Annotated in this window: 16 protein-coding genes; 10 read left to right on the top strand and 6 right to left on the bottom strand. The window is 62.3% G+C overall.

The window, feature by feature from the left end; all coding sequences use genetic code 11:
• The 3 genes from L1K66_RS00930 to kynU are packed head-to-tail and all read left to right on the top strand — an operon-like array spanning nucleotide 1 to nucleotide 2,641.
• Entirely contained in the window at nucleotides 1–792 is a 792-nt protein-coding gene (locus L1K66_RS00930) for a tryptophan 2,3-dioxygenase (protein WP_034955679.1), read from the top strand.
• Nucleotides 792–1,427, top strand: a complete 636-nt coding sequence (gene kynB / locus L1K66_RS00925; protein ID WP_252259139.1) for an arylformamidase — start codon at nucleotides 792–794, stop codon at nucleotides 1,425–1,427. The genes L1K66_RS00930 and kynB overlap by 1 nt, the downstream gene beginning before the upstream one ends.
• Nucleotides 1,424–2,641 (top strand): kynureninase, encoded by a 1,218-nt coding sequence (gene kynU / locus L1K66_RS00920; RefSeq protein WP_252259138.1) that lies wholly within the window; start codon nucleotides 1,424–1,426, stop codon nucleotides 2,639–2,641. The genes kynB and kynU overlap by 4 nt, the downstream gene beginning before the upstream one ends.
• 11 nt (nucleotides 2,642–2,652) lie before the next feature.
• Here kynU and L1K66_RS00915 read toward each other — a convergent pair whose 3' ends face one another.
• Complete coding sequence (locus tag L1K66_RS00915) at nucleotides 2,653–3,084, bottom strand: potassium channel family protein (protein WP_034955939.1); 432 nt, start codon at nucleotides 3,082–3,084, stop codon at nucleotides 2,653–2,655.
• Nucleotides 3,085–3,289: 205 nt separating this feature from the next.
• On the opposite strand from L1K66_RS00915, the gene L1K66_RS00910 reads away from it, so the two are divergent.
• Nucleotides 3,290–4,810, top strand: a complete 1,521-nt coding sequence (locus tag L1K66_RS00910) for a spinster family MFS transporter (protein ID WP_252259137.1) — start codon at nucleotides 3,290–3,292, stop codon at nucleotides 4,808–4,810.
• 6 nt (nucleotides 4,811–4,816) lie between these two features.
• Here the strand turns inward: L1K66_RS00910 and L1K66_RS00905 are convergent, their stop codons facing one another.
• Nucleotides 4,817–5,425, bottom strand: coding sequence for an HNH endonuclease (locus L1K66_RS00905; protein WP_034955675.1), 609 nt, complete (start codon nucleotides 5,423–5,425; stop codon nucleotides 4,817–4,819).
• A 142-nt stretch (nucleotides 5,426–5,567) separates the two neighbouring features.
• On the opposite strand from L1K66_RS00905, the gene gluQRS reads away from it, so the two are divergent.
• The 4 genes from gluQRS (at nucleotide 5,568) to L1K66_RS00885 (ending at nucleotide 8,199) form a co-directional block, all read left to right on the top strand.
• Nucleotides 5,568–6,407 carry a tRNA glutamyl-Q(34) synthetase GluQRS gene (gluQRS, locus tag L1K66_RS00900; protein ID WP_252259136.1) on the top strand — a complete coding sequence of 280 codons (840 nt, stop codon included), beginning with the start codon at nucleotides 5,568–5,570 and terminating at the stop codon, nucleotides 6,405–6,407.
• 16 nt (nucleotides 6,408–6,423) lie between these two features.
• The gene (locus L1K66_RS00895; protein ID WP_252259135.1) at nucleotides 6,424–6,657 is read left to right on the top strand and encodes an HIG1 domain-containing protein; all 234 of its coding nucleotides are present in this window, start codon (nucleotides 6,424–6,426) and stop codon (nucleotides 6,655–6,657) included.
• 35 nt (nucleotides 6,658–6,692) lie between these two features.
• Nucleotides 6,693–7,268 (top strand): cob(I)yrinic acid a,c-diamide adenosyltransferase, encoded by a 576-nt coding sequence (locus L1K66_RS00890; RefSeq protein ID WP_252259134.1) that lies wholly within the window; start codon nucleotides 6,693–6,695, stop codon nucleotides 7,266–7,268.
• Nucleotides 7,269–7,329: 61 nt separating this feature from the next.
• Nucleotides 7,330–8,199, top strand: a complete 870-nt coding sequence (locus tag L1K66_RS00885) for a 3-hydroxyacyl-CoA dehydrogenase NAD-binding domain-containing protein (RefSeq protein ID WP_252259133.1) — start codon at nucleotides 7,330–7,332, stop codon at nucleotides 8,197–8,199.
• Between the two features lie 6 nt (nucleotides 8,200–8,205).
• Here L1K66_RS00885 and L1K66_RS00880 read toward each other — a convergent pair whose 3' ends face one another.
• Both L1K66_RS00880 and mutS read right to left on the bottom strand, forming a co-directional pair.
• Entirely contained in the window at nucleotides 8,206–8,679 is a 474-nt protein-coding gene (locus L1K66_RS00880) for a hypothetical protein (RefSeq protein WP_252259132.1), read from the bottom strand.
• 61 nt (nucleotides 8,680–8,740) lie between these two features.
• Nucleotides 8,741–11,371, bottom strand: coding sequence for a DNA mismatch repair protein MutS (gene mutS, locus L1K66_RS00875; protein WP_456237505.1), 2,631 nt, complete (start codon nucleotides 11,369–11,371; stop codon nucleotides 8,741–8,743).
• 140 nt (nucleotides 11,372–11,511) lie between these two features.
• Between mutS and L1K66_RS00870 the strand changes: the two genes are divergently transcribed.
• Nucleotides 11,512–13,773, top strand: a complete 2,262-nt coding sequence (locus L1K66_RS00870; protein WP_252259131.1) for an NADP-dependent malic enzyme — start codon at nucleotides 11,512–11,514, stop codon at nucleotides 13,771–13,773.
• Here L1K66_RS00870 and L1K66_RS00865 read toward each other — a convergent pair whose 3' ends face one another.
• Together L1K66_RS00865 and trmB are read right to left on the bottom strand one after the other, a co-directional pair.
• Nucleotides 13,774–15,000 (bottom strand): DUF917 domain-containing protein, encoded by a 1,227-nt coding sequence (locus tag L1K66_RS00865; RefSeq protein WP_252259130.1) that lies wholly within the window; start codon nucleotides 14,998–15,000, stop codon nucleotides 13,774–13,776.
• Between the two features lie 55 nt (nucleotides 15,001–15,055).
• A complete protein-coding gene (gene trmB, locus L1K66_RS00860; RefSeq protein ID WP_252259129.1) occupies nucleotides 15,056–15,757 on the bottom strand; it encodes a tRNA (guanine(46)-N(7))-methyltransferase TrmB in 702 nt (233 codons plus the stop codon).
• Between the two features lie 100 nt (nucleotides 15,758–15,857).
• Between trmB and L1K66_RS00855 the strand changes: the two genes are divergently transcribed.
• Nucleotides 15,858–17,069, top strand: a complete 1,212-nt coding sequence (locus tag L1K66_RS00855) for a mechanosensitive ion channel family protein (RefSeq protein ID WP_252259128.1) — start codon at nucleotides 15,858–15,860, stop codon at nucleotides 17,067–17,069.
• Nucleotides 17,070–17,121: the final 52 nt, after the last annotated feature.

Genomic DNA, 17,121 nt, shown 5'->3' with positions numbered 1-17,121 from the left:
ATGGCTTCAGGCGTAACCTATTCAAGCTATCTCGATCTCGAGAAGATCCTTGCCGCCCAGCATCCCTCGTCGGGCGCGCATGACGAGATGCTCTTTATCATCGTCCATCAGGCGAGCGAGCTTTGGCTCAAGCTGTGCCTGCATGAATTGACCGCGGCTCGGGAGTGCATCGAGGCGGACGATTTGCGACCGGCGTTCAAGATGCTGGCGCGGGTGGCGCGGGCACAGCAGCAGCTGATCCAGAGCTGGGACGTGCTTAGCACCATGACTCCGCACGATTATTCCCGCATTCGCCCGCACCTGGGATCGTCCAGCGGGTTCCAGTCGGCTCAGTACCGGATGATGGAATTCATGCTTGGCGGGCGCGATGCAAAACACATTCGCCTGCACCGTGAAACCGGCGACTGGTCGCAGCGGCTGGAGGCGGAAATGGGCCGTGCAAGCCTCTATGACAGCGCGATCCGGTTGCTCGCAAAGCGTGGTTTCGCAATCGACCCTAAGGTGACTGAAAGGGCACTGAACGGTGTCTACGAACACGATAGCAGCGTCGAAGCCGCCTGGGCGGAGATCTACCGCGATCCCAAACCGCATTGGGATTTGTACGAGCTCGCTGAAAAGCTGGTGGACCTCGAATACCATTTCCAACGCTGGCGGTTCGGCCATCTCAAGACTGTCGAGCGGATCATCGGCTTCAAGAAAGGAACGGGCGGCACACCCGGCGTGCCCTATCTCGCAGGGGTGCTGAAGCAGGCGTTCTTCCCCGAACTCTTGAGCGTCAGGACGGCGATCTGATGGCGGGGGCAACGCCGCGCATCTGGGATATTTCGCAGCCGCTTCGCCCCGGCCTTCCGGTATGGCCGGGGGACACCGCTTTCGAGCAGGCGCGCACATGGCAGATGGAGGAAGGTTCGCCGGTCAATGTCTCGGCCCTGACCCTTTCGACCCATTCCGGTGCGCATGCCGATGCGCCGCTGCATTATTCGCAGACCGCCCCCGATATCGCGAGCGTCACGCTGGAGCCCTACCTCGGCAAATGTCTGGTGGTGGATGCGCGCGGGGTGGGGCAGTTGATTGAAGTGGGCGACCTGCCGCACCTCCATTCGGCTGACCGGGTGCTGTTCCGCACCTTTGACAAATTCCCGCATGATCACTGGCCCGAGGATACCACCGCGATTGCGCCCGAGACGATCGAGTGGCTGGCGGCGCAGGGGGTGAAGCTGGTCGGGCTGGACGGCCCTTCGATCGACCCGCAAAGCTCCAAGACGATGGATGCGCATCTGGCGGTGCTCAAGCACGATATCCGCGTGCTCGAAGGGTTGGTGCTCGATCACGTTTCGCCCGGCTGGTACGAATTGATCGCCCTGCCGCTGCCGATCGTTGGCGGAGACGCGTCACCTGTGCGCGCGATCCTGAGGGAACTGCCATGATGAACCGCGCCCGCGAACTCGATGCCGCCGATCCGCTTGGCCCCTATCGTGATCGGTTCCATGTGCCCGAAGGTGTGATCTACCTCGACGGCAACTCGCTCGGCTGCCTGCCCAAGGCCACGCCTGATGCGATGCGCCGTGTGGTGGAGCAGGAATGGGGCGATGGGTTGATCCGCAGCTGGAACGATGCGGAATGGTTCAACATGGGCAGCCGCGTCGGCGCCAAGATCGCGCCGCTCATCGGTGCGGCCCCGCAAGAGGTTATCGCCTGCGACACGGTGAGCGTGAACCTGTTCAAGCTGATCGCCGCCGCGCTGCAAATGCGCCCCGGCAGGAAGGTCATCCTGTCCGAGCCGGGCAATTTCCCGACCGACATCTACATGATCGAAGGGCTGGAGCGGCAAGGTCTGGCAACGCAGCGGCTTGCCTCTCGCGACCGGATGCTGGACGCGCTGGACGAAGACGTCGCGCTGCTGATGCTCACCCACGCGCATTACAAGACCGGCGAGATCTTCGACATGGCCGCGCTGACCAAAGCCGCCCATGATGCAGGCGCGCTGGTGCTATGGGACCTTTCGCATTCGACCGGAGCCCTGCCTGTTGACCTGAATGGTGTCGGTGCCGATTTCGCCACCGGCTGCGGTTACAAATATCTGTGCGGCGGCCCCGGAGCGCCCGCCTTCGCCTTTGTCGCGCAGCGCCATCACGCGGAGCTGAAACAGCCGCTGACCGGCTGGTTCGGCCATGCGCGCCCGTTCGCCTTTTCGGACGAGTATGAGCCCGCGCCGGGGATTGAGCGGCTGCAATGCGGCACGTCGCCGATCCTTGGCCTGACCGCGCTGGAAGTGGGTGTCGATCTGATCGCGGAGATCGGGGTTGATCGACTGTACGCCAAGTCACGCGCGTTGTCGGAATTCTTCCTCGAATGCCTTGGAGAACTGGGCGTGCTGCACGAACTGGTTTCCCCCGCCCAAAGCGACCGGCGCGGCAGCCAATTGAGTTTCCACCACCCGGATGCCTATGCCATCTGTCAGGCTCTGATCGTGCGCGGCGTGATCGGCGATTTCCGTGCGCCTGACATCCTGCGTCTGGGATTTGCGCCCGCCTATCTGCGGTTTGCCGACATTGCCGATGCCGCGCGCCACCTGTCTGAAGTGCTTGCAAGCGACGAATGGCGCCGCCCGGAATTCCGCCAGCGGGCGGCGGTTACGTAAAACCAACTACGTCAGTTACCGGTGTCGCGGTTCCAGTATCTTTCCATGTGGAGATAGGTCATGGATGCGGTCCAGGTGATCATCACCAGACCGTTCAGCGCCTCGATTCCGCTCAACAATCTTATCTGACCGCTGGGATAGATGTCCCCGATACCCAGCGTGGTGTAGCTTGTGATCGAAAAATAGAACGCGTCGTCGTAAATGCCCGCCGTCTGCCCGGCGATGGTTCCGAGTTCGAAATTGTGTTCGAGCAGCAAGTAACCCGCAGCGTAGAGCGCAATGTGGATGATGTGCGATAGCATGGCTGCGCTCAGCATCATCACCATGCGCATCCGGGGCCTTACGTTGAGATCGGTTGCGCCCAGCGATGCGAGCCGCAGGGTTTCATAATGGATGAAGATCGTCGCTGCGATCAGCGCAACGGCCAGAATGAGAGTGATCATTTGATCAGCCTCGTCCCGGAAGGCCGGATTATCAAGCTTCCAGTTCAATATCCCGGAAAACCGAGTCCCGCCGAGTTTTGCGCCATCTGCATTCGGAAGGCTTTACGCGGAACGCGAAAGGCTAGAGAGTGTGCGCAGCGCAGCCATGCGGCGACCGGGAATTGTTCCGGCCCACCCCGGCATGAGAATCGCGCATGGGAGAGTTATGGCTGATTCGACGGTGGAAGCGCCCGCGCAGGCGCATCCTGCATCCGAAGGTTTTGGAACGCCTGCCTATCGATCCTATGTCCTCGGGGCGTTGCTGGTCGTCTACATCTTCAACTTCATCGATCGCACCATCGTCAACATCCTGACAGAGCCAATCAAACTGAGCTTCGGGCTGGAGGATTGGCAGATGGGGCTGCTCGGCGGGCCTGCGTTCGCGGTGCTTTACACCTTCCTCGGCATTCCGATCGCGCGCGGCGCGGAGCGTTACAACCGGGTGGCGATAATCGCCTGGGCTGTTGCCATATGGAGCCTGTTCACCGCGCTGTGCGGCTTCGCCATGTCGTTCCTGATGCTGTTCCTGTTTCGCGTGGGCGTCAGCATTGGCGAGGCCGGCTGCACTCCGCCTGCGCAATCGCTGATCGCCGATTACTTCAAGCCGTCGCGGCGGGCCACGGCGGTTTCGATCTATGCCCTCGGCGTTCCGCTGGGCGGTATGTTCGCTTCGATCTTCGGAGGGCAGTTGGCGGGTCTGGACGGAGCCGAATTCGGCAATTTCGTCAACGCAATCGGCATCGGTTTTTTGTTCGGCAATCTCGACTGGAGCCAGGTCGAAGGCTGGCGGGTGGCGTTTGTCGTGGTGGGGGTTCCGGGTGTGCTGCTGTCGCTGATTGTCTGGCGCACAATCAAGGAACCGCCGCGTGGCTACACCGATCCGGCATCGTTGCAGGGCCTCGAAAAAGCGAGTTTCAGCGAAGCCCTGGCCGTCCTGATCAAGAAGCCGGCCTATCGCCATGTCGTTATGGGGGCGATGCTGGCATCGTTCGTCGGCTATGGCGTGGGGCAGTTCACCACCTCTTTCCTGATCCGCACCCACGGCCTTTCGATCCAGACGGCGTCGCTGCTGTTCGGGATCATTCTGGGGGTGATGGCGGCGCTGGGCGTGTTCAGTTCGGGCTGGCTGGCCGACAGGATGTCACAACGCCATCCCAAGGCGCTGGCATGGCTCCCGGCAATCGGCATGGCGGCTTCGGTCCCGCTCTATGCCTTCGGGTTTCTGGTGGACAATCTGTGGCTGGCGATGCCTCCGCTGATGATCGCGGCGATGATCCACTATTTCTATCTCGGCCCGATGTATGCGGTGTCGGGCGGCGTCGTTGACAGCCGGATGCGCGCGACATCGGTGGCGATCACGCTGTTTGTCGTCAATCTGCTCGGCTACGGACTGGGTCCGCCGCTGATCGGGATATTGTCGACATTCCTGAAGACGGTGTTCCTCAGCGGCTATGGCATGGGTCTGACGCTGGAAGCGTGCCAGCCGCTGCTGGCGCTTGTACCCGATGCAAGGGCGCTGCTCGACGCGGCCAGCCTTACCACGCTCGAAGCCTGCTCCAGTGCCGAGGCGCGGGGACTGCAATGGTCGATCGTGATCTTTGTCTGCGGCTATGGCTGGGCGGCGCTGCATTACCTGCTGGCCGGGCGCACCTTGCAACAGGATATGGTGGCCAATTCGGCCAGCTGACAGGCTCTACGCTTCCAGCTCGATATCCCAGTAAAGCCAGTCCCGCCACGTTTCGTGCAGGTAATTGGGCGGGAACAGCTTGCCGTGCTGCTGCAACTGCCAGCTGGTCGGGCGGATCGGCTTCATCTGCACCGGCATATGCGCCTGTGACGGCGTGCGGCCGCCCTTCTTCATGTTGCACGGGCCGCAGGCGGTGATGATGTTTTCCCACGTGGTGCGCCCGCCAAGTCGGCGCGGGATCACGTGATCGAAAGTCAGGTTTTCGTGGCTGCCGCAATACTGACACTGAAAGCGATCGCGCAGGAACACGTTGAAGCGGGTGAAAGCGGGAAATTCGCTCTGCTTCACATACTGACGCAGCGCGATCACGCTCGGGATCTTCATGTCTAGGCTGGGCGAATGCACTTCGCGGTCATAGCTTGCGACGATATCCACCCGATCAAGGAACACTGCCTTGATCGCAGTCTGCCAGGGCCACAGGCTCAAAGGGTAATAGGACAGCGGGGTGTAATCGGCATTCAGCACAAGCGCAGGGCAAGCCGACAGATTGGATGTCGGATCATGCTCGGCACTGCGGAACCGCGCGGCCTTTTCTATCAGTTCGGCTTGAAACACGTTTGCTGTTCCTCCCTGATTGAATGGAACATGCCGTGACAAGGAAAAGAGTCAAAGCCGTTACACCCGGCATATCCACAGGGACAGGCTGTTGAGAAGCTGTGGATAGCGCAATGATATGTCCTGTGGCATTGGGCAGGGCATGTCTGATGCCGCTCCAATCGTGACCCGGTTCGCGCCCAGTCCCAACGGGCAGCTGCATCTGGGCCATGCCCTGTCGGCGATTGTCGCGCATGATCTGGCAAAGGACGCGGGCGGTCGTTTCCTGCTCAGAATCGAGGATATCGACGGGCCGCGGTCCCGCCCGGAATACGCCGATGAATTCCGCTGCGATCTGGAATGGCTGGGGTTGGAGTGGGAGGAAGTGCCCGCGCAATCGACCCGGATCGAAGGCTATGTCGCAGCGGCTGAACGGCTGAAGGCGATAGGGCTGCTTTATCCCTGCACCTGCACGCGCAAGGAAATCGAGGCAGCCGGGGCGCGGATGGGCTCCGACGGGTTGATCTATCCCGGCACCTGCAAGCGCACTGCGCCTGATCCTGCTCGTCCACCCGCGTGGCGGCTGGATGCGGCAGCGGCACTGGAGCAGACGGGGCCTCTGGCGTGGGAGGATGAGCTGGCCGGGACGACCCCGGTCGATCTTTGCCAGCTTGGCGATGTGGTGCTGCTGCGGAAGGATTTGCCCGCAAGCTATCATCTTGCCGTAACGCTGGACGATGCAGCGGATGGGGTCACTCTGGTGACGCGCGGGGCTGACCTGTTCGCCTGCACCCATGTCCACCGCGTGCTTCAGGCGCTGTTCGACCTGCCGGTGCCGCGCTGGCACCACCATCCGCTGTTGCTTGACGAGGAAGGCGAAAAGCTCGCCAAACGGCGCGGCTCTCCTCCACTCGCTGCGCGGCGCGAAGCAGGGGAAGACGGACTGATGCTTGCACAGCAACTGCGGTTGCACATAATTGGGGGTGGAACTTCGCAAGGATGAGGCCATTTAGACTGTCATGAACTACATCCTCATCCCGGTGCTCGCGATCCTCGTGATCATGGTGGTCGTCTCGCTGGTGCGCGGCATCATCGCCTTTCTCAAGACGACCAAGATCGACCTTGAGACAGGCGAAGGCGAAACCGTCACCGACATGCAGCTCATGCAGAACAAGGCGATGTTCGCGCGCATCAAGTATCAATTCGCCGCCGTCGTGGTGGTCGCGGTGATCGCGCTCGTTGCAAGCAGCTAGACGCACGGGCGTCCTCTGCGCCATAGGGCCTCGCCATGGTCAAACTGAACAAGATCTACACCCGCACCGGCGATGACGGCACGACGGGCCTCGTCGACGGATCGCGCCTGCTCAAGCACGCGGTCCGGATGGAGGCGATCGGCGCGGTCGATGAAGCGAATTCGGCGTTGGGTTTCGCCTTGCGCGAATTGGACGGAGAGGCGCGCGATGCGGTGTTTCGCATCCAGAACGATCTTTTCGATCTCGGTGCCGATCTCGCCACTCCGGCTGAGGACGACGATGACTTCGCCCCCTCGGAAATGGTGCTGCGGATCGTGCCTACGCAGGTCGATTGGCTGGAAGCGCGGATCGACGCTTTGACCGAGGTGCTAGAGCCGCTGACCAGCTTCATCCTGCCCGGCGGGACCGAGGCAGCCGCGCGCCTGCATCTGGCCCGCACCGCATCGCGCCGCGCCGAACGGGCAATGGCCGCTCTCGCTGCGGCTGACCGTATCAATCCGGCGGCGCTGCAATATATCAACCGGCTATCGGACTACCTGTTCGTGCTTGGTCGCGCGGCCAATGACGCGGGCAAGGCCGACATAAAATGGGTGCCGGGCGCTAACCGCTAGTCAGACCCGCGCTTCCCCGCTAGTGAGCGCGCGTTGTTGCACTTGCGAAAGGATTGTTGCCATGCGGAACATCGCCGTTATCGGGGCCGGACAGATGGGGACGGGCATCGCCCAGACCGTCGCTGCGCATGGCATGCGAGTGATGCTTTCCGACATCGATCTCGCCACCGCCGAGGCAGGCAAGGGCAAGATCGAACAGGCTGTGACCAAGCTGGTCGGACGCGGCAAGATCGAAGCTGACGCGGCCGAAGCGCTGCTCGCCAAGGTCACTCCCGTCGCGGATTATTCGCCGATGGCAGACGCCGACCTGATCATTGAAGCCGCGACCGAGAAGGAAGAGATCAAGCTCCGGATTTTCGAGGCAGCGGGCAAGGTGCTCGGCTCTACCGCTATCATGGCATCGAACACTTCCTCGATCCCGATTACCCGGATGGCGAACCATTCGCCCGATCCGGAGCGTTTCATCGGGCTGCACTTTTTCAACCCCGTCCCCGTCATGGGTTTGATCGAGGTTATCCCCGGCCTTGCCACCGCGCAGGTGACGACTGATAGGGTTACGACTTTCGCCAAGGGACTGGGCAAGGAAGTGGTGCTGAGCCAGGACGAACCCGGCTTCGTCGTCAACCGCATCCTTCTGCCGATGATCAACGAAGCGGTCTTCGTACTTGGCCAGTCGACGGCTGGCATCGAAGACATCGACAAGGGCTGCCGGCTTGGACTCAATCACCCGATGGGGCCGCTGCAACTGGCCGATTTCGTCGGGCTGGATACCTGCCTCGACATCATCAAGGTGCTCTACAAGACCACTCGCGACAGCAAGTATCGCCCCGCGCCGCTGCTGGTGAAATATGTCGAAGCCGGCTGGCTTGGCCGCAAGACCGGGCGCGGATTTTACGATTATTCGGGTGAGGCACCCGTCCCCACGCGCTGATGCGCTTTAGCCTGGAGCGCCGCCGGGAGCCCCGATTGGCGGGGCGCCTTCAGCTGCGCCCGAAATGATCTGGCCGGACGACGACGAGCGGGTCACATTGGCGCCTGGGGGCGGGCCACCGCCCGAAACGGCTCCGCCGCTATCGATTGCTTCTGATTCTTCAGGCTTGAAGCTGCCGAAGGTCGGCTGCGAAGCATTGGGCACTCCCATCGCCGCATCGCCCCATCCGCCGGAATCGCCACTGGCCGATTGATCGGCTGCACCCCAGTCATCGCCGAGACCTGCGTCGTTGTCCCAGCCCGATGCCTGCACCGGTTCGTCCACTGCCTTTGGCTCTTCAACCGCTGCCACTGCAACGGGAGCCTCATCTTCTTCCGACACGAAGGAGTTCAGGCCGGCAGTCGCCGCAACAGCCATGATGACAACTGCAGCGGCAATGCCGAGCATGGTTTTCGGATTGGTAAGGAGCCCTTTCGACATGGCCGCAGCGATAGCAGCAAGAGGGTTAAGTTTTGGTGCAGCCGTGGCCCGCCGATTGCGTTCAATCGAGGGTGCGCTTGAGCTCATAAAGCAGATCGAGCGCATCGCGCGGCGAAAGCGCATCGAGATCGGTCGTGCGCAGTCGCTCCGCCAGAACGTCTTCGGGGCCTTGCTCCGGTTCCGGCGCGGCGGCGGCAGCGAACAGCGGCAATTCGCCGAGCCCCGCGGCAAGCCCGCCAGTTTCGCTGCGTGCCTGTTCAAGCTTGGTCAGCACCTGCCGTGCCCGTTGCACCACGGGTGCGGGAATGCCGGCCAGCTTGGCCACGGCAAGCCCGTAGGAACGATCCGCCGGCCCTTCGGCCAGTTCGTGCAGCAGCACCAGATCGCCCTTCCACTCGCGCGCCCGCACATGGTGCAGCGATAGGCTGTCGCAACTGTCCGCCAGGCGGGCGAGTTCATGATAGTGGGTCGCGAACAGGCATCGGCACGCGATCCGCGAATGCACCGCCTCCACCACCGCCCAGGCAAGAGCCAGCCCGTCGTAGGTGGAGGTTCCCCGGCCCACCTCGTCGAGGATGACAAAACTGCGCTTGGTCGCCTGGGCAAGGATCGCGGCGGTTTCCACCATTTCGACCATGAAGGTCGACCGGCCCCGCGCCAGATTGTCGGATGCGCCGACACGGCTGAACAGGCGATCAACCAGCCCGATCCGCGCCGCGCTGGCTGGAACGAAGCATCCCGCCTGTGCCATGACCACGATCAGCGCGTTCTGGCGCAGGAAGGTCGATTTGCCGCCCATGTTCGGGCCGCCGATCAGCCACAGGCGATCATCGGGGGCGAGTGTGCAGGAATTGGCGATGAACCTTTCGCCTGTTTTTGCCAGCGCGGCCTCGACCACGGGATGCCGCCCGCCGACGATTTCCAGTTGCGCACTGTCGACGATCTCGGGGCGCGCCCAGTCGCCTTGCGCTGCGCGTTCGGCATTCCCCGCCGCCACATCAAGTCTAGCAAGCGCCGCTGCTGTGGCGGCGATCCTTTCCCGCGCGGTATGCACTTCGCCGACCAGTTCCTCAAAGTGGGATTCCTCGGCGGCAAGCGCGTGGCCACCTGCTTCGGCAATGCGCGAGGCCTCCTCGTGCAGGGCCAGCGAATTGAATCGCACCGCCCCGGCCATGGTCTGCCGATGGGTAAAGCCGCTGTCGGGCGCCATCAGCGCGTCGCCATGGCGGCTGGGCACTTCGATGAAATAGCCGAGCACGCCGTTGTGCTTGATCTTGAGCGCGGCGATGCCGGTTTCGTCGCGATAGCGCGCCTCCATCGCCGCAATCGCGCGGCGGGCATTGCCCGATATGTCGCGCAGTTCATCTAGGCTCGCGTCATAGCCGGGGGCAATATAGCCGCCATTGCCGCGTTCGGTCGGAGGTGAAGCGACGAGCGCGCGCGCCAGCAAGTCGATGAGCGCCCCATGCCCGGCAAGCCGCGGCAAGAGCGCATCGAGCAAAGCCGGGCGGTCTGCCTCGCGCGTCAGCCAGTCGTGGATTCGCGCCGCTTCGCCGAGTCCGTCCCTGATCTGCCCCAGATCGCGCGGGCTGCCGCGTCCGGCGACAATCCGGCCCAGTGCGCGACCGATATCGGGCAATGCGCGCAAGACATCGCGCAAATTCGCGCGCTCTATCGGCCGATCACGCCAGAACTGCACCAGCGCGAGCCGTTCTTCGATCAAGTGGCGATCAAGCAGCGGGGCTGAGAGGTCCTCTGCCAGCAATCGCGATCCGGCGCCCGTCGAGCACCGGTCAAGCGCGGCAACAAGGCTGCCTGCACGACTGCCGTTTTGGCTTTCGAGGATTTCGAGGCTGCCGCGCGTTGCTTCGTCCATTGCCATGCTTGATGCATTGGCGCGAAGCCGGGGAGGGAGCAGCAGCGGTAGCTTGCCGCGACCGACATGATCCAGATAGCCGATCAGCCCGCCCGCTGCCGCCAGCATTGCGCGCGAGAATTCGCCAAATCCGTCGAGCGTCGCCACCCCGTGCACCGCGCACAGGCGCTCGCTTCCGGCGTCGCTTGAAAAGGCACCGCAATCATGCGGCACATTTTCGTCTGGCCCATGCTCCCAGCCTTCGGGAACGATCACTTCCGTCGCATGGAGCCGCGCGAGTTCGGCGCTCAGCATTTGCGACGTGCATTCCTCAAGCGCCATCGCGCCTGTCGAAATGTCGCAGCTGGCGATGCCGATCGCGCCGCGCACCTCGGCCAGCGCCACCAGCACATTGGCCCGCCGTGGTTCGAGCAGGGCCTCTTCGGTCAGCGTTCCGGCGGTGACGAAGCGGACGATGTCGCGCGCCACCAGCGCCTTGGACGACGGCTTTCCTTCGCGTTTGGCGCGCGCCTTGGCTTCGTCTGGTGTCTCCACCTGTTCGGCAATGGCAACGCGCTGCCCCGCCTTGATCAACCGTGCGAGATATCCTTCCGCCGAATGCACCGGCACGCCGCACATCGCGACCGGCTCACCCGCATGCTCGCCGCGCGATGTCAGCGCGATGTCGAGGATTTCGGAAGCGATCTTCGCGTCTTCGAAGAACAATTCGAAGAAATCGCCCATGCGGTAGAACAGCAGCGATCCCCCTGCCTCGCGCTTGAGGGCGAGATACTGCTCCATCATCGGAGTGGGCTTTGAGGATGCGGCAGCGGCCATTTCTACCGACTAGCGATGGCGCGGATGATTCGGAAAGGGAGCGTGGAGCCTTTTCAACGCACTTTGGCCTCTATCATCTGTCACCAACGCAAGCTAAGTCAGCGGGAATAGCTTTTACCAGACGCGTTGGGGGTAATTTGATGGCGGACGAACCGAAGGGCGGCTTCACCAGCCGCGAGGCGCTTTTTTATCACGAAACCGGCAGGCCCGGTAAGATCGAGATCGTCGCGACCAAGCCGATGACCTCGCAGCGTGATCTCAGCCTTGCCTATTCGCCCGGCGTTGCTGTGCCGGTGCAGGCAATTGCCGAAGAACCTTCGCTGGCTGCGCGCTACACCGCCAAGGCCAATCTCGTCGCGGTGATTTCTAACGGAACTGCCATCCTCGGCCTCGGCAACCTTGGCGCGCTTGCGTCGAAGCCGGTGATGGAAGGCAAGGCAGTGCTGTTCAAACGCTTCGCCGATGTCGATTCGATCGATATCGAGCTGAACACCGAAGATCCGCAGGCTTTCATCGATGCTGTCGCGCTGATGGAGCCGAGCTTTGGCGGGATCAACCTTGAGGATATCAAGGCACCGGAATGCTTCATCATCGAAGCCGCTCTGCGCGAAAAGATGAACATTCCGATCATGCATGATGACCAGCACGGTACGGCGATCATCACCGCCGCCGGTCTGCTCAACGCCTGTTACCTCACCGATCGCAAGATCGAGGACGTGAAGGTCGTCGTGAATGGTGCAGGCGCCGCCGCGATCGCCTGTACCGCGTTGATCAAGGCGATGGGCGTGCGGCACGAGAACGTGATCATGTGCGACCGTTCCGGTCCGATCACGCGAGGCCGCGACGGGGTTGACCAGTGGAAGAGCGCGCATGCCGTCGCCACCGATGCGACCAGCCTCGAAGAAGCATTGAAGGGTGCGGACATCTTCCTCGGCCTTTCCGCCGCCGGCGCGCTCAAGCCCGAATGGGTCGCGGAGATGGCGGACAAGCCGATCATCTTCGCCATGGCCAACCCGACCCCGGAAATCATGCCGGACGAGGCCAAGGCCGTTCGCCCTGACGCGATCATCGCCACCGGGCGCAGCGACTTCCCCAACCAGGTCAACAACGTCCTAGGCTTCCCGTTCATCTTCCGCGGCGCGCTCGACGTGCAGGCGACGACGATCAACGAGGAAATGAAGGTTGCCGCAGCCACCGCCATCGCCGAACTCGCGCGCGAACGCGTGCCGGAAGAAGTGGCGAGCGCCTATGGCAAGAACCAGAAATTCGGGACGGACTACATCATCCCCGCGCCTTTCGACCCGCGCCTGATCGAGGTCGTGTCCTCGGCTGTGGCCAAGGCTGCGATGGATTCCGGAGTGGCGAAGGCTCCGATTGCCGATCTCGACGAATATCGCCACCAGCTCAAATCGCGCCTCAACCCGACAACGGCGGTGCTGACCGGCGTCTACAACGAAGCCAAGGCCAGCCCCAAGCGGATGGTTTTTGCCGAAGCGGAAGAGGAAGTGGTGCTGCGCGCCGCGATCCAGTTCCGCGACTTCGGCTATGGCACACCGATTCTGGTCGGGCGCACCAAGGCGGTGATGGACAAGCTGCACCAGCTTTCCGTGTCCGATCCGGGCAGCTTCGAAATCCAGAACTCGGCGGATAGCGAATATGTGCCCGCCATGGTCGACTATCTGTACAAGCGGCTTCAGCGGCGCGGCTATACCGAGCGCGACGTGCGCCGCATGGTCAATCAGGAACGCAACGTCTTTGCCGCCCTGCTGGTGGCGCTGGGCCACGGTGACGGCATGATATCGGGCGTGACCCGCACCTATGCCCAGACCGTGCGCGAAGTGAACCTTGTGCTCGACAAGAAGCCCGACGCCTTGCCGTTCGGCATCCACATGATGATCGGTAAGAACCACACGACCTTCCTTGCCGATACCACCATCAACGAGCGCCCCAATTCCGAGGAGCTCGCCTATATCGCGAAGGAAACCGCCGCCGTCGCCCGCCGCATGGGCCACGAACCGCGCGTTGCTTTCCTGTCCTATTCGACATTCGGCAACCCTTCGGGCCAATGGCTCAGCAACATCCGCGATGCTGTGGCGATCCTTGACCGCGACGGCTGCGATTTCGAATATGAAGGCGAAATGGCCCCGGATGCGGCGCTCAACCCTCGGGTGATGAGCCTCTATCCCTTCAGCCGCCTGTCGGCGCCGGCCAACGTACTGATCATGCCGGGCCTGCAATCGGCCAATCTTTCGGCCAAGCTGCTGCGCGAACTGGGTTCGAACACTACGATCGGCCCGATGCTGATCGGGATGGAGAAGCCGGTGCAGATCGTGCCGATGACGGCTGCCGCACCAGACGTGCTGACGCTCGCGGTTCTGTCGAGCGCGGGGGTGGTTGGCTGATCAGCTTAGCCGGTCTTCCACCGGCACATAGTCGACGTCATAGCCAAAATATCGCGGGCCGAAGACGGCAAGTCCGGCATCGCTGCGCCACAGCGGATCGCAGCGGAAAGCGAGTACGGCAACTGATTGGCCCAGTGCGAAATCGGGATTGTTGATGCCGTCATGGGACGTCAGATCGATCACCGTTATCAAATCAGGGCAGGTGGCAACGACCATTCCGTTGCGCCGTGCGATCAGGTGTTCATTCTTGTAGTCGGTTTCGAATGACTGGCCGGCGAATTCGCCGGTGCCCTTGATCTTCAGATTGCCGACAAGGAAACCGTCTTCGTCGCGCCAATCGAAATCGGCGATTCGCCCGGTGAACAGCAAGTAGCCGTCACCGGCAGCGCGAGCGGCCTCGACCGGGTCCGAGCCGGCAGATTTTGCCGTGCGCACTGCGGCCCCGATACTGCGGGCCAGCGTGAGGCTTCCTGTGACAAGCGTTCCCTTTGTTTTCGCCTGAGCGCCGGTGATCGGGCTGTCGGCCACACCACAAACCTCGCTCGCCACGGCGATACTGCGCAGGATGTCTTCGGCTCTGGTGGGGTCGCCAAGCTTGCCTATAACCAATTCATCGCCAAATGGCGTCGCCGCGCCAATCGGTGTCAGCGGAATGCCCGCGACTTTGACCGAATGCTGGTTGATTTCGGGCACGGCGCGGCCGACCGTATCGGCATCAAGCGAGGGAACGCCGAGCCGGGCAGCAATTGAAAGCCCTTCGGCAAGACTCAGCGGACCGATCTCGCCAAGAATCACGGCCGCGAATTTTTGGCCGATATGCCGTTCCAGCGTCTCGAAGGCGAGTTGCACAGGCTCGGCCGTTTCGCCGATCGCGTCGAGCCGTTCCTGCATTTCCGGGCTGGTAGGGGCAAGGCTGGCGAGGCCGTAAGGACATGCCACCCGGTCGCTATCGGCCAGATCGCCAACCGACAGCGTGGTGAATGCCAAACCGGCTGCCAAATCCTTGGCAATCAGCTCGCGGGCTTCCGAAAGGCTGCCACCACCGCCAGTGCCGAGATAGGAGCTGCCGACGAGCGCATCTTCAAGCGCCTCGGCGTTGAGTGGCGTAGCGCCCGGAGATTGAGCCCGGGATTGACTTGTCCCCTCACCTGAAACCAATTCATTGCACGCGGTGAGCGTTCCTGCCGCTATCGCCAGCCCGCCCAGAAATTGTCTACGTGATGTCATTGAGGGGGCCCGCCTTGCCTGTTTGGCGGAGGTTAGCCCTTGTCCGAGCGACTAATCAACGTCGACGGAACCTGAAGTACCAGACCTCATGACCGAACACGGTGCGCGCCTTGTGCTCGTAACGGGTTTCGCACCAGCCGCTTGGCCGGTTCTGCCAGCTTGATGGGCCATCGACGACCCATTCGAACTTGTCGGTATGCCGCTGCATCACCATCAGCGCGTGGCGCACATAGACCGGATGATCGGTGCCGAACCGGAATTCACCGCCGGGTTTCAGCTTGTCCGCGAACATCTGCACGGGCCCGTCATTCATCATCCGCCGCTTGGCGTGCTTGGCTTTTGGCCACGGATCGGGATGCAGCAGGTACAGCATCGTCAGCCCGCCATCCGGCACCCGCCGCAGCACTTCGAGCGCGTCTCCATGATGGATCCTGACATTGGCGAGCCGCTGTTCCTCCACATGGGTCAACGCCTGAGCGACGCCGTTGAGGAATGGTTCGGCGCCGATGAAGCCATGATTGGGCAGGAGATCGGCGCGATAGGCGAGATGTTCGCCGCCACCAAAGCCGATCTCGAAATGCAGCGGGCAATCTTCCCCGAACAGCGCCTGTGCCGTGACCGGGCCCTCTTCCGGAACCGAGATTTGCGGGAGCAATCGATCAACCAGCCCTTGTTGCCGCGCGCGCAAGGGCTTGCCCTGGCTGCGTCCGTACAACCGGCTGAGCGTGGTGGGATCGCCTTCCTTGAATGCTGTCATGGCGCGAGGCGCTAGTCGCGCAGGGCAGGGCTTGTCCAGCCAAGAATAATCGGCCTGCGGGTTGAGGGCTGCCGATGCATCCCTATAACGCGGGGCAGACATGGAAGAACTCTCCGCCACTTTCCACGCCCAGCCGCTCTGGCTTCAGTCCCTGATCGGCCTTGCTCTGCTCGCCGCAGCCGCGCTGGCTCTCAACTACGTGCTCAAACATGTGATCTTGCGGCTCGCCGCACCTTACCTTGATCGCAAGAGCAAGACGATCGACAAGGCAGCGGCCTGGCTCGCTACGGCTGCTCCGCTGATGGTGATTTCGCGGGGGATCACGCTCGTCCCGAACCTCCCGGAAGAAGTCTACACCGTCGTGCGTAACACCGCGCAGGCGCTGATCGTGATTTCGGTGGCGATGGCCATCGTCAAGGCGCTGACCTACGCCAACGAGCTTTACGAACGTCTCCCGCGATCGAAGAACCGCCCGATCAAGGGCTTTGTCCAGGTTGTGAAGATCCTCGTTCTGTGCGGCGCCGCGATCATCCTGATCTCGGTGCTGATCGACCAGTCACCGCTGCTGCTTTTGTCAGGGCTGGGCGCGATCACGGCGGTGCTGCTGCTGGTGTTCAAGGATACGATCCTGAGCCTTGTCGCCAGCGTTCAGCTGACCACGCAGGACATGCTGCGCGTGGGCGACTGGATCACCATGCCCAGCATGGGCGCCGATGGCGATGTGATCGACATTTCACTGCACACGGTGAAGGTGCAGAATTTCGACAAGACGATCGTCACCATCCCCACGCACCGGCTGGTATCGGATTCCTACCAGAACTGGCGTGGAATGAGCGAGAGCGGCGGGCGCAGGATCAAGCGTTCGCTTATCATCGACCAGAACACTGTACGGTTCCTCAGCGATGAGGAAGTCATTGAACTCAAGAAGTTCAAGATGCTCAAGCAGTACCTCGCCGCCAAGCGCGAAGAGATTGCCGAATGGAACGCGCGCGAGCTTTCAGGCGAGGATGCGCCCGTGAACGCGCGGCGCCTGACCAATCTCGGCACGCTGCGCGCTTACATCGCCGCCTATCTCGAATGGCATCCGAGCATTTCCAGGGATTTCACCCTGATGGTGCGACAGCTGCCGCCGGGTCCGCAGGGCATTCCGCTGGAAGTCTATTGTTTCACCAACACCACGTCCTGGGGCATCTACGAGGGCATTCAGGCCGATATTTTCGATCACCTGCTGGCGATCCTGCCCGAATTTGACCTCAAGTTGTTCCAGGAACCGAGCGGCGGCGATTTCGGCCCGGTCTTCGAGAAGCATTGACCTAGAAACCAGAATGCCCGGCTGCCATTCGGCGACCGGGCATTCTCTGAGT

The sequence above is a fragment of the Erythrobacter aurantius genome (assembly GCF_023823125.1).
In the GTDB taxonomy this organism is placed as follows: Bacteria; Pseudomonadota; Alphaproteobacteria; order Sphingomonadales; family Sphingomonadaceae; genus Erythrobacter; species Erythrobacter aurantius.
Note: the sequence above shows the minus strand (reverse complement) of the source record. Positions and strands in the feature narration are given on the sequence as shown.

What these genes read in the sequence shown, in the direction of transcription:
- L1K66_RS00930 (WP_034955679.1), top strand. Translation starts at nt 1, where the DNA reads ATGGCTTCAGGCGTAACCTATTCAAGCTATCTCGATCTCGAGAAGATC.
- kynB (WP_252259139.1), top strand. Translation starts at nt 792, where the DNA reads ATGGCGGGGGCAACGCCGCGCATCTGGGATATTTCGCAGCCGCTTCGC.
- kynU (WP_252259138.1), top strand. Translation starts at nt 1,424, where the DNA reads ATGATGAACCGCGCCCGCGAACTCGATGCCGCCGATCCGCTTGGCCCC.
- L1K66_RS00915 (WP_034955939.1), bottom strand. Translation starts at nt 3,084, where the DNA reads ATGATCACTCTCATTCTGGCCGTTGCGCTGATCGCAGCGACGATCTTC.
- L1K66_RS00910 (WP_252259137.1), top strand. Translation starts at nt 3,290, where the DNA reads ATGGCTGATTCGACGGTGGAAGCGCCCGCGCAGGCGCATCCTGCATCC.
- gluQRS (WP_252259136.1), top strand. Translation starts at nt 5,568, where the DNA reads ATGTCTGATGCCGCTCCAATCGTGACCCGGTTCGCGCCCAGTCCCAAC.
- L1K66_RS00895 (WP_252259135.1), top strand. Translation starts at nt 6,424, where the DNA reads ATGAACTACATCCTCATCCCGGTGCTCGCGATCCTCGTGATCATGGTG.
- L1K66_RS00890 (WP_252259134.1), top strand. Translation starts at nt 6,693, where the DNA reads ATGGTCAAACTGAACAAGATCTACACCCGCACCGGCGATGACGGCACG.
- L1K66_RS00885 (WP_252259133.1), top strand. Translation starts at nt 7,330, where the DNA reads ATGCGGAACATCGCCGTTATCGGGGCCGGACAGATGGGGACGGGCATC.
- L1K66_RS00880 (WP_252259132.1), bottom strand. Translation starts at nt 8,679, where the DNA reads ATGTCGAAAGGGCTCCTTACCAATCCGAAAACCATGCTCGGCATTGCC.
- mutS (WP_456237505.1), bottom strand. Translation starts at nt 11,371, where the DNA reads ATGGCCGCTGCCGCATCCTCAAAGCCCACTCCGATGATGGAGCAGTAT.
- L1K66_RS00870 (WP_252259131.1), top strand. Translation starts at nt 11,512, where the DNA reads ATGGCGGACGAACCGAAGGGCGGCTTCACCAGCCGCGAGGCGCTTTTT.
- L1K66_RS00865 (WP_252259130.1), bottom strand. Translation starts at nt 15,000, where the DNA reads ATGACATCACGTAGACAATTTCTGGGCGGGCTGGCGATAGCGGCAGGA.
- trmB (WP_252259129.1), bottom strand. Translation starts at nt 15,757, where the DNA reads ATGACAGCATTCAAGGAAGGCGATCCCACCACGCTCAGCCGGTTGTAC.
- L1K66_RS00855 (WP_252259128.1), top strand. Translation starts at nt 15,858, where the DNA reads ATGGAAGAACTCTCCGCCACTTTCCACGCCCAGCCGCTCTGGCTTCAG.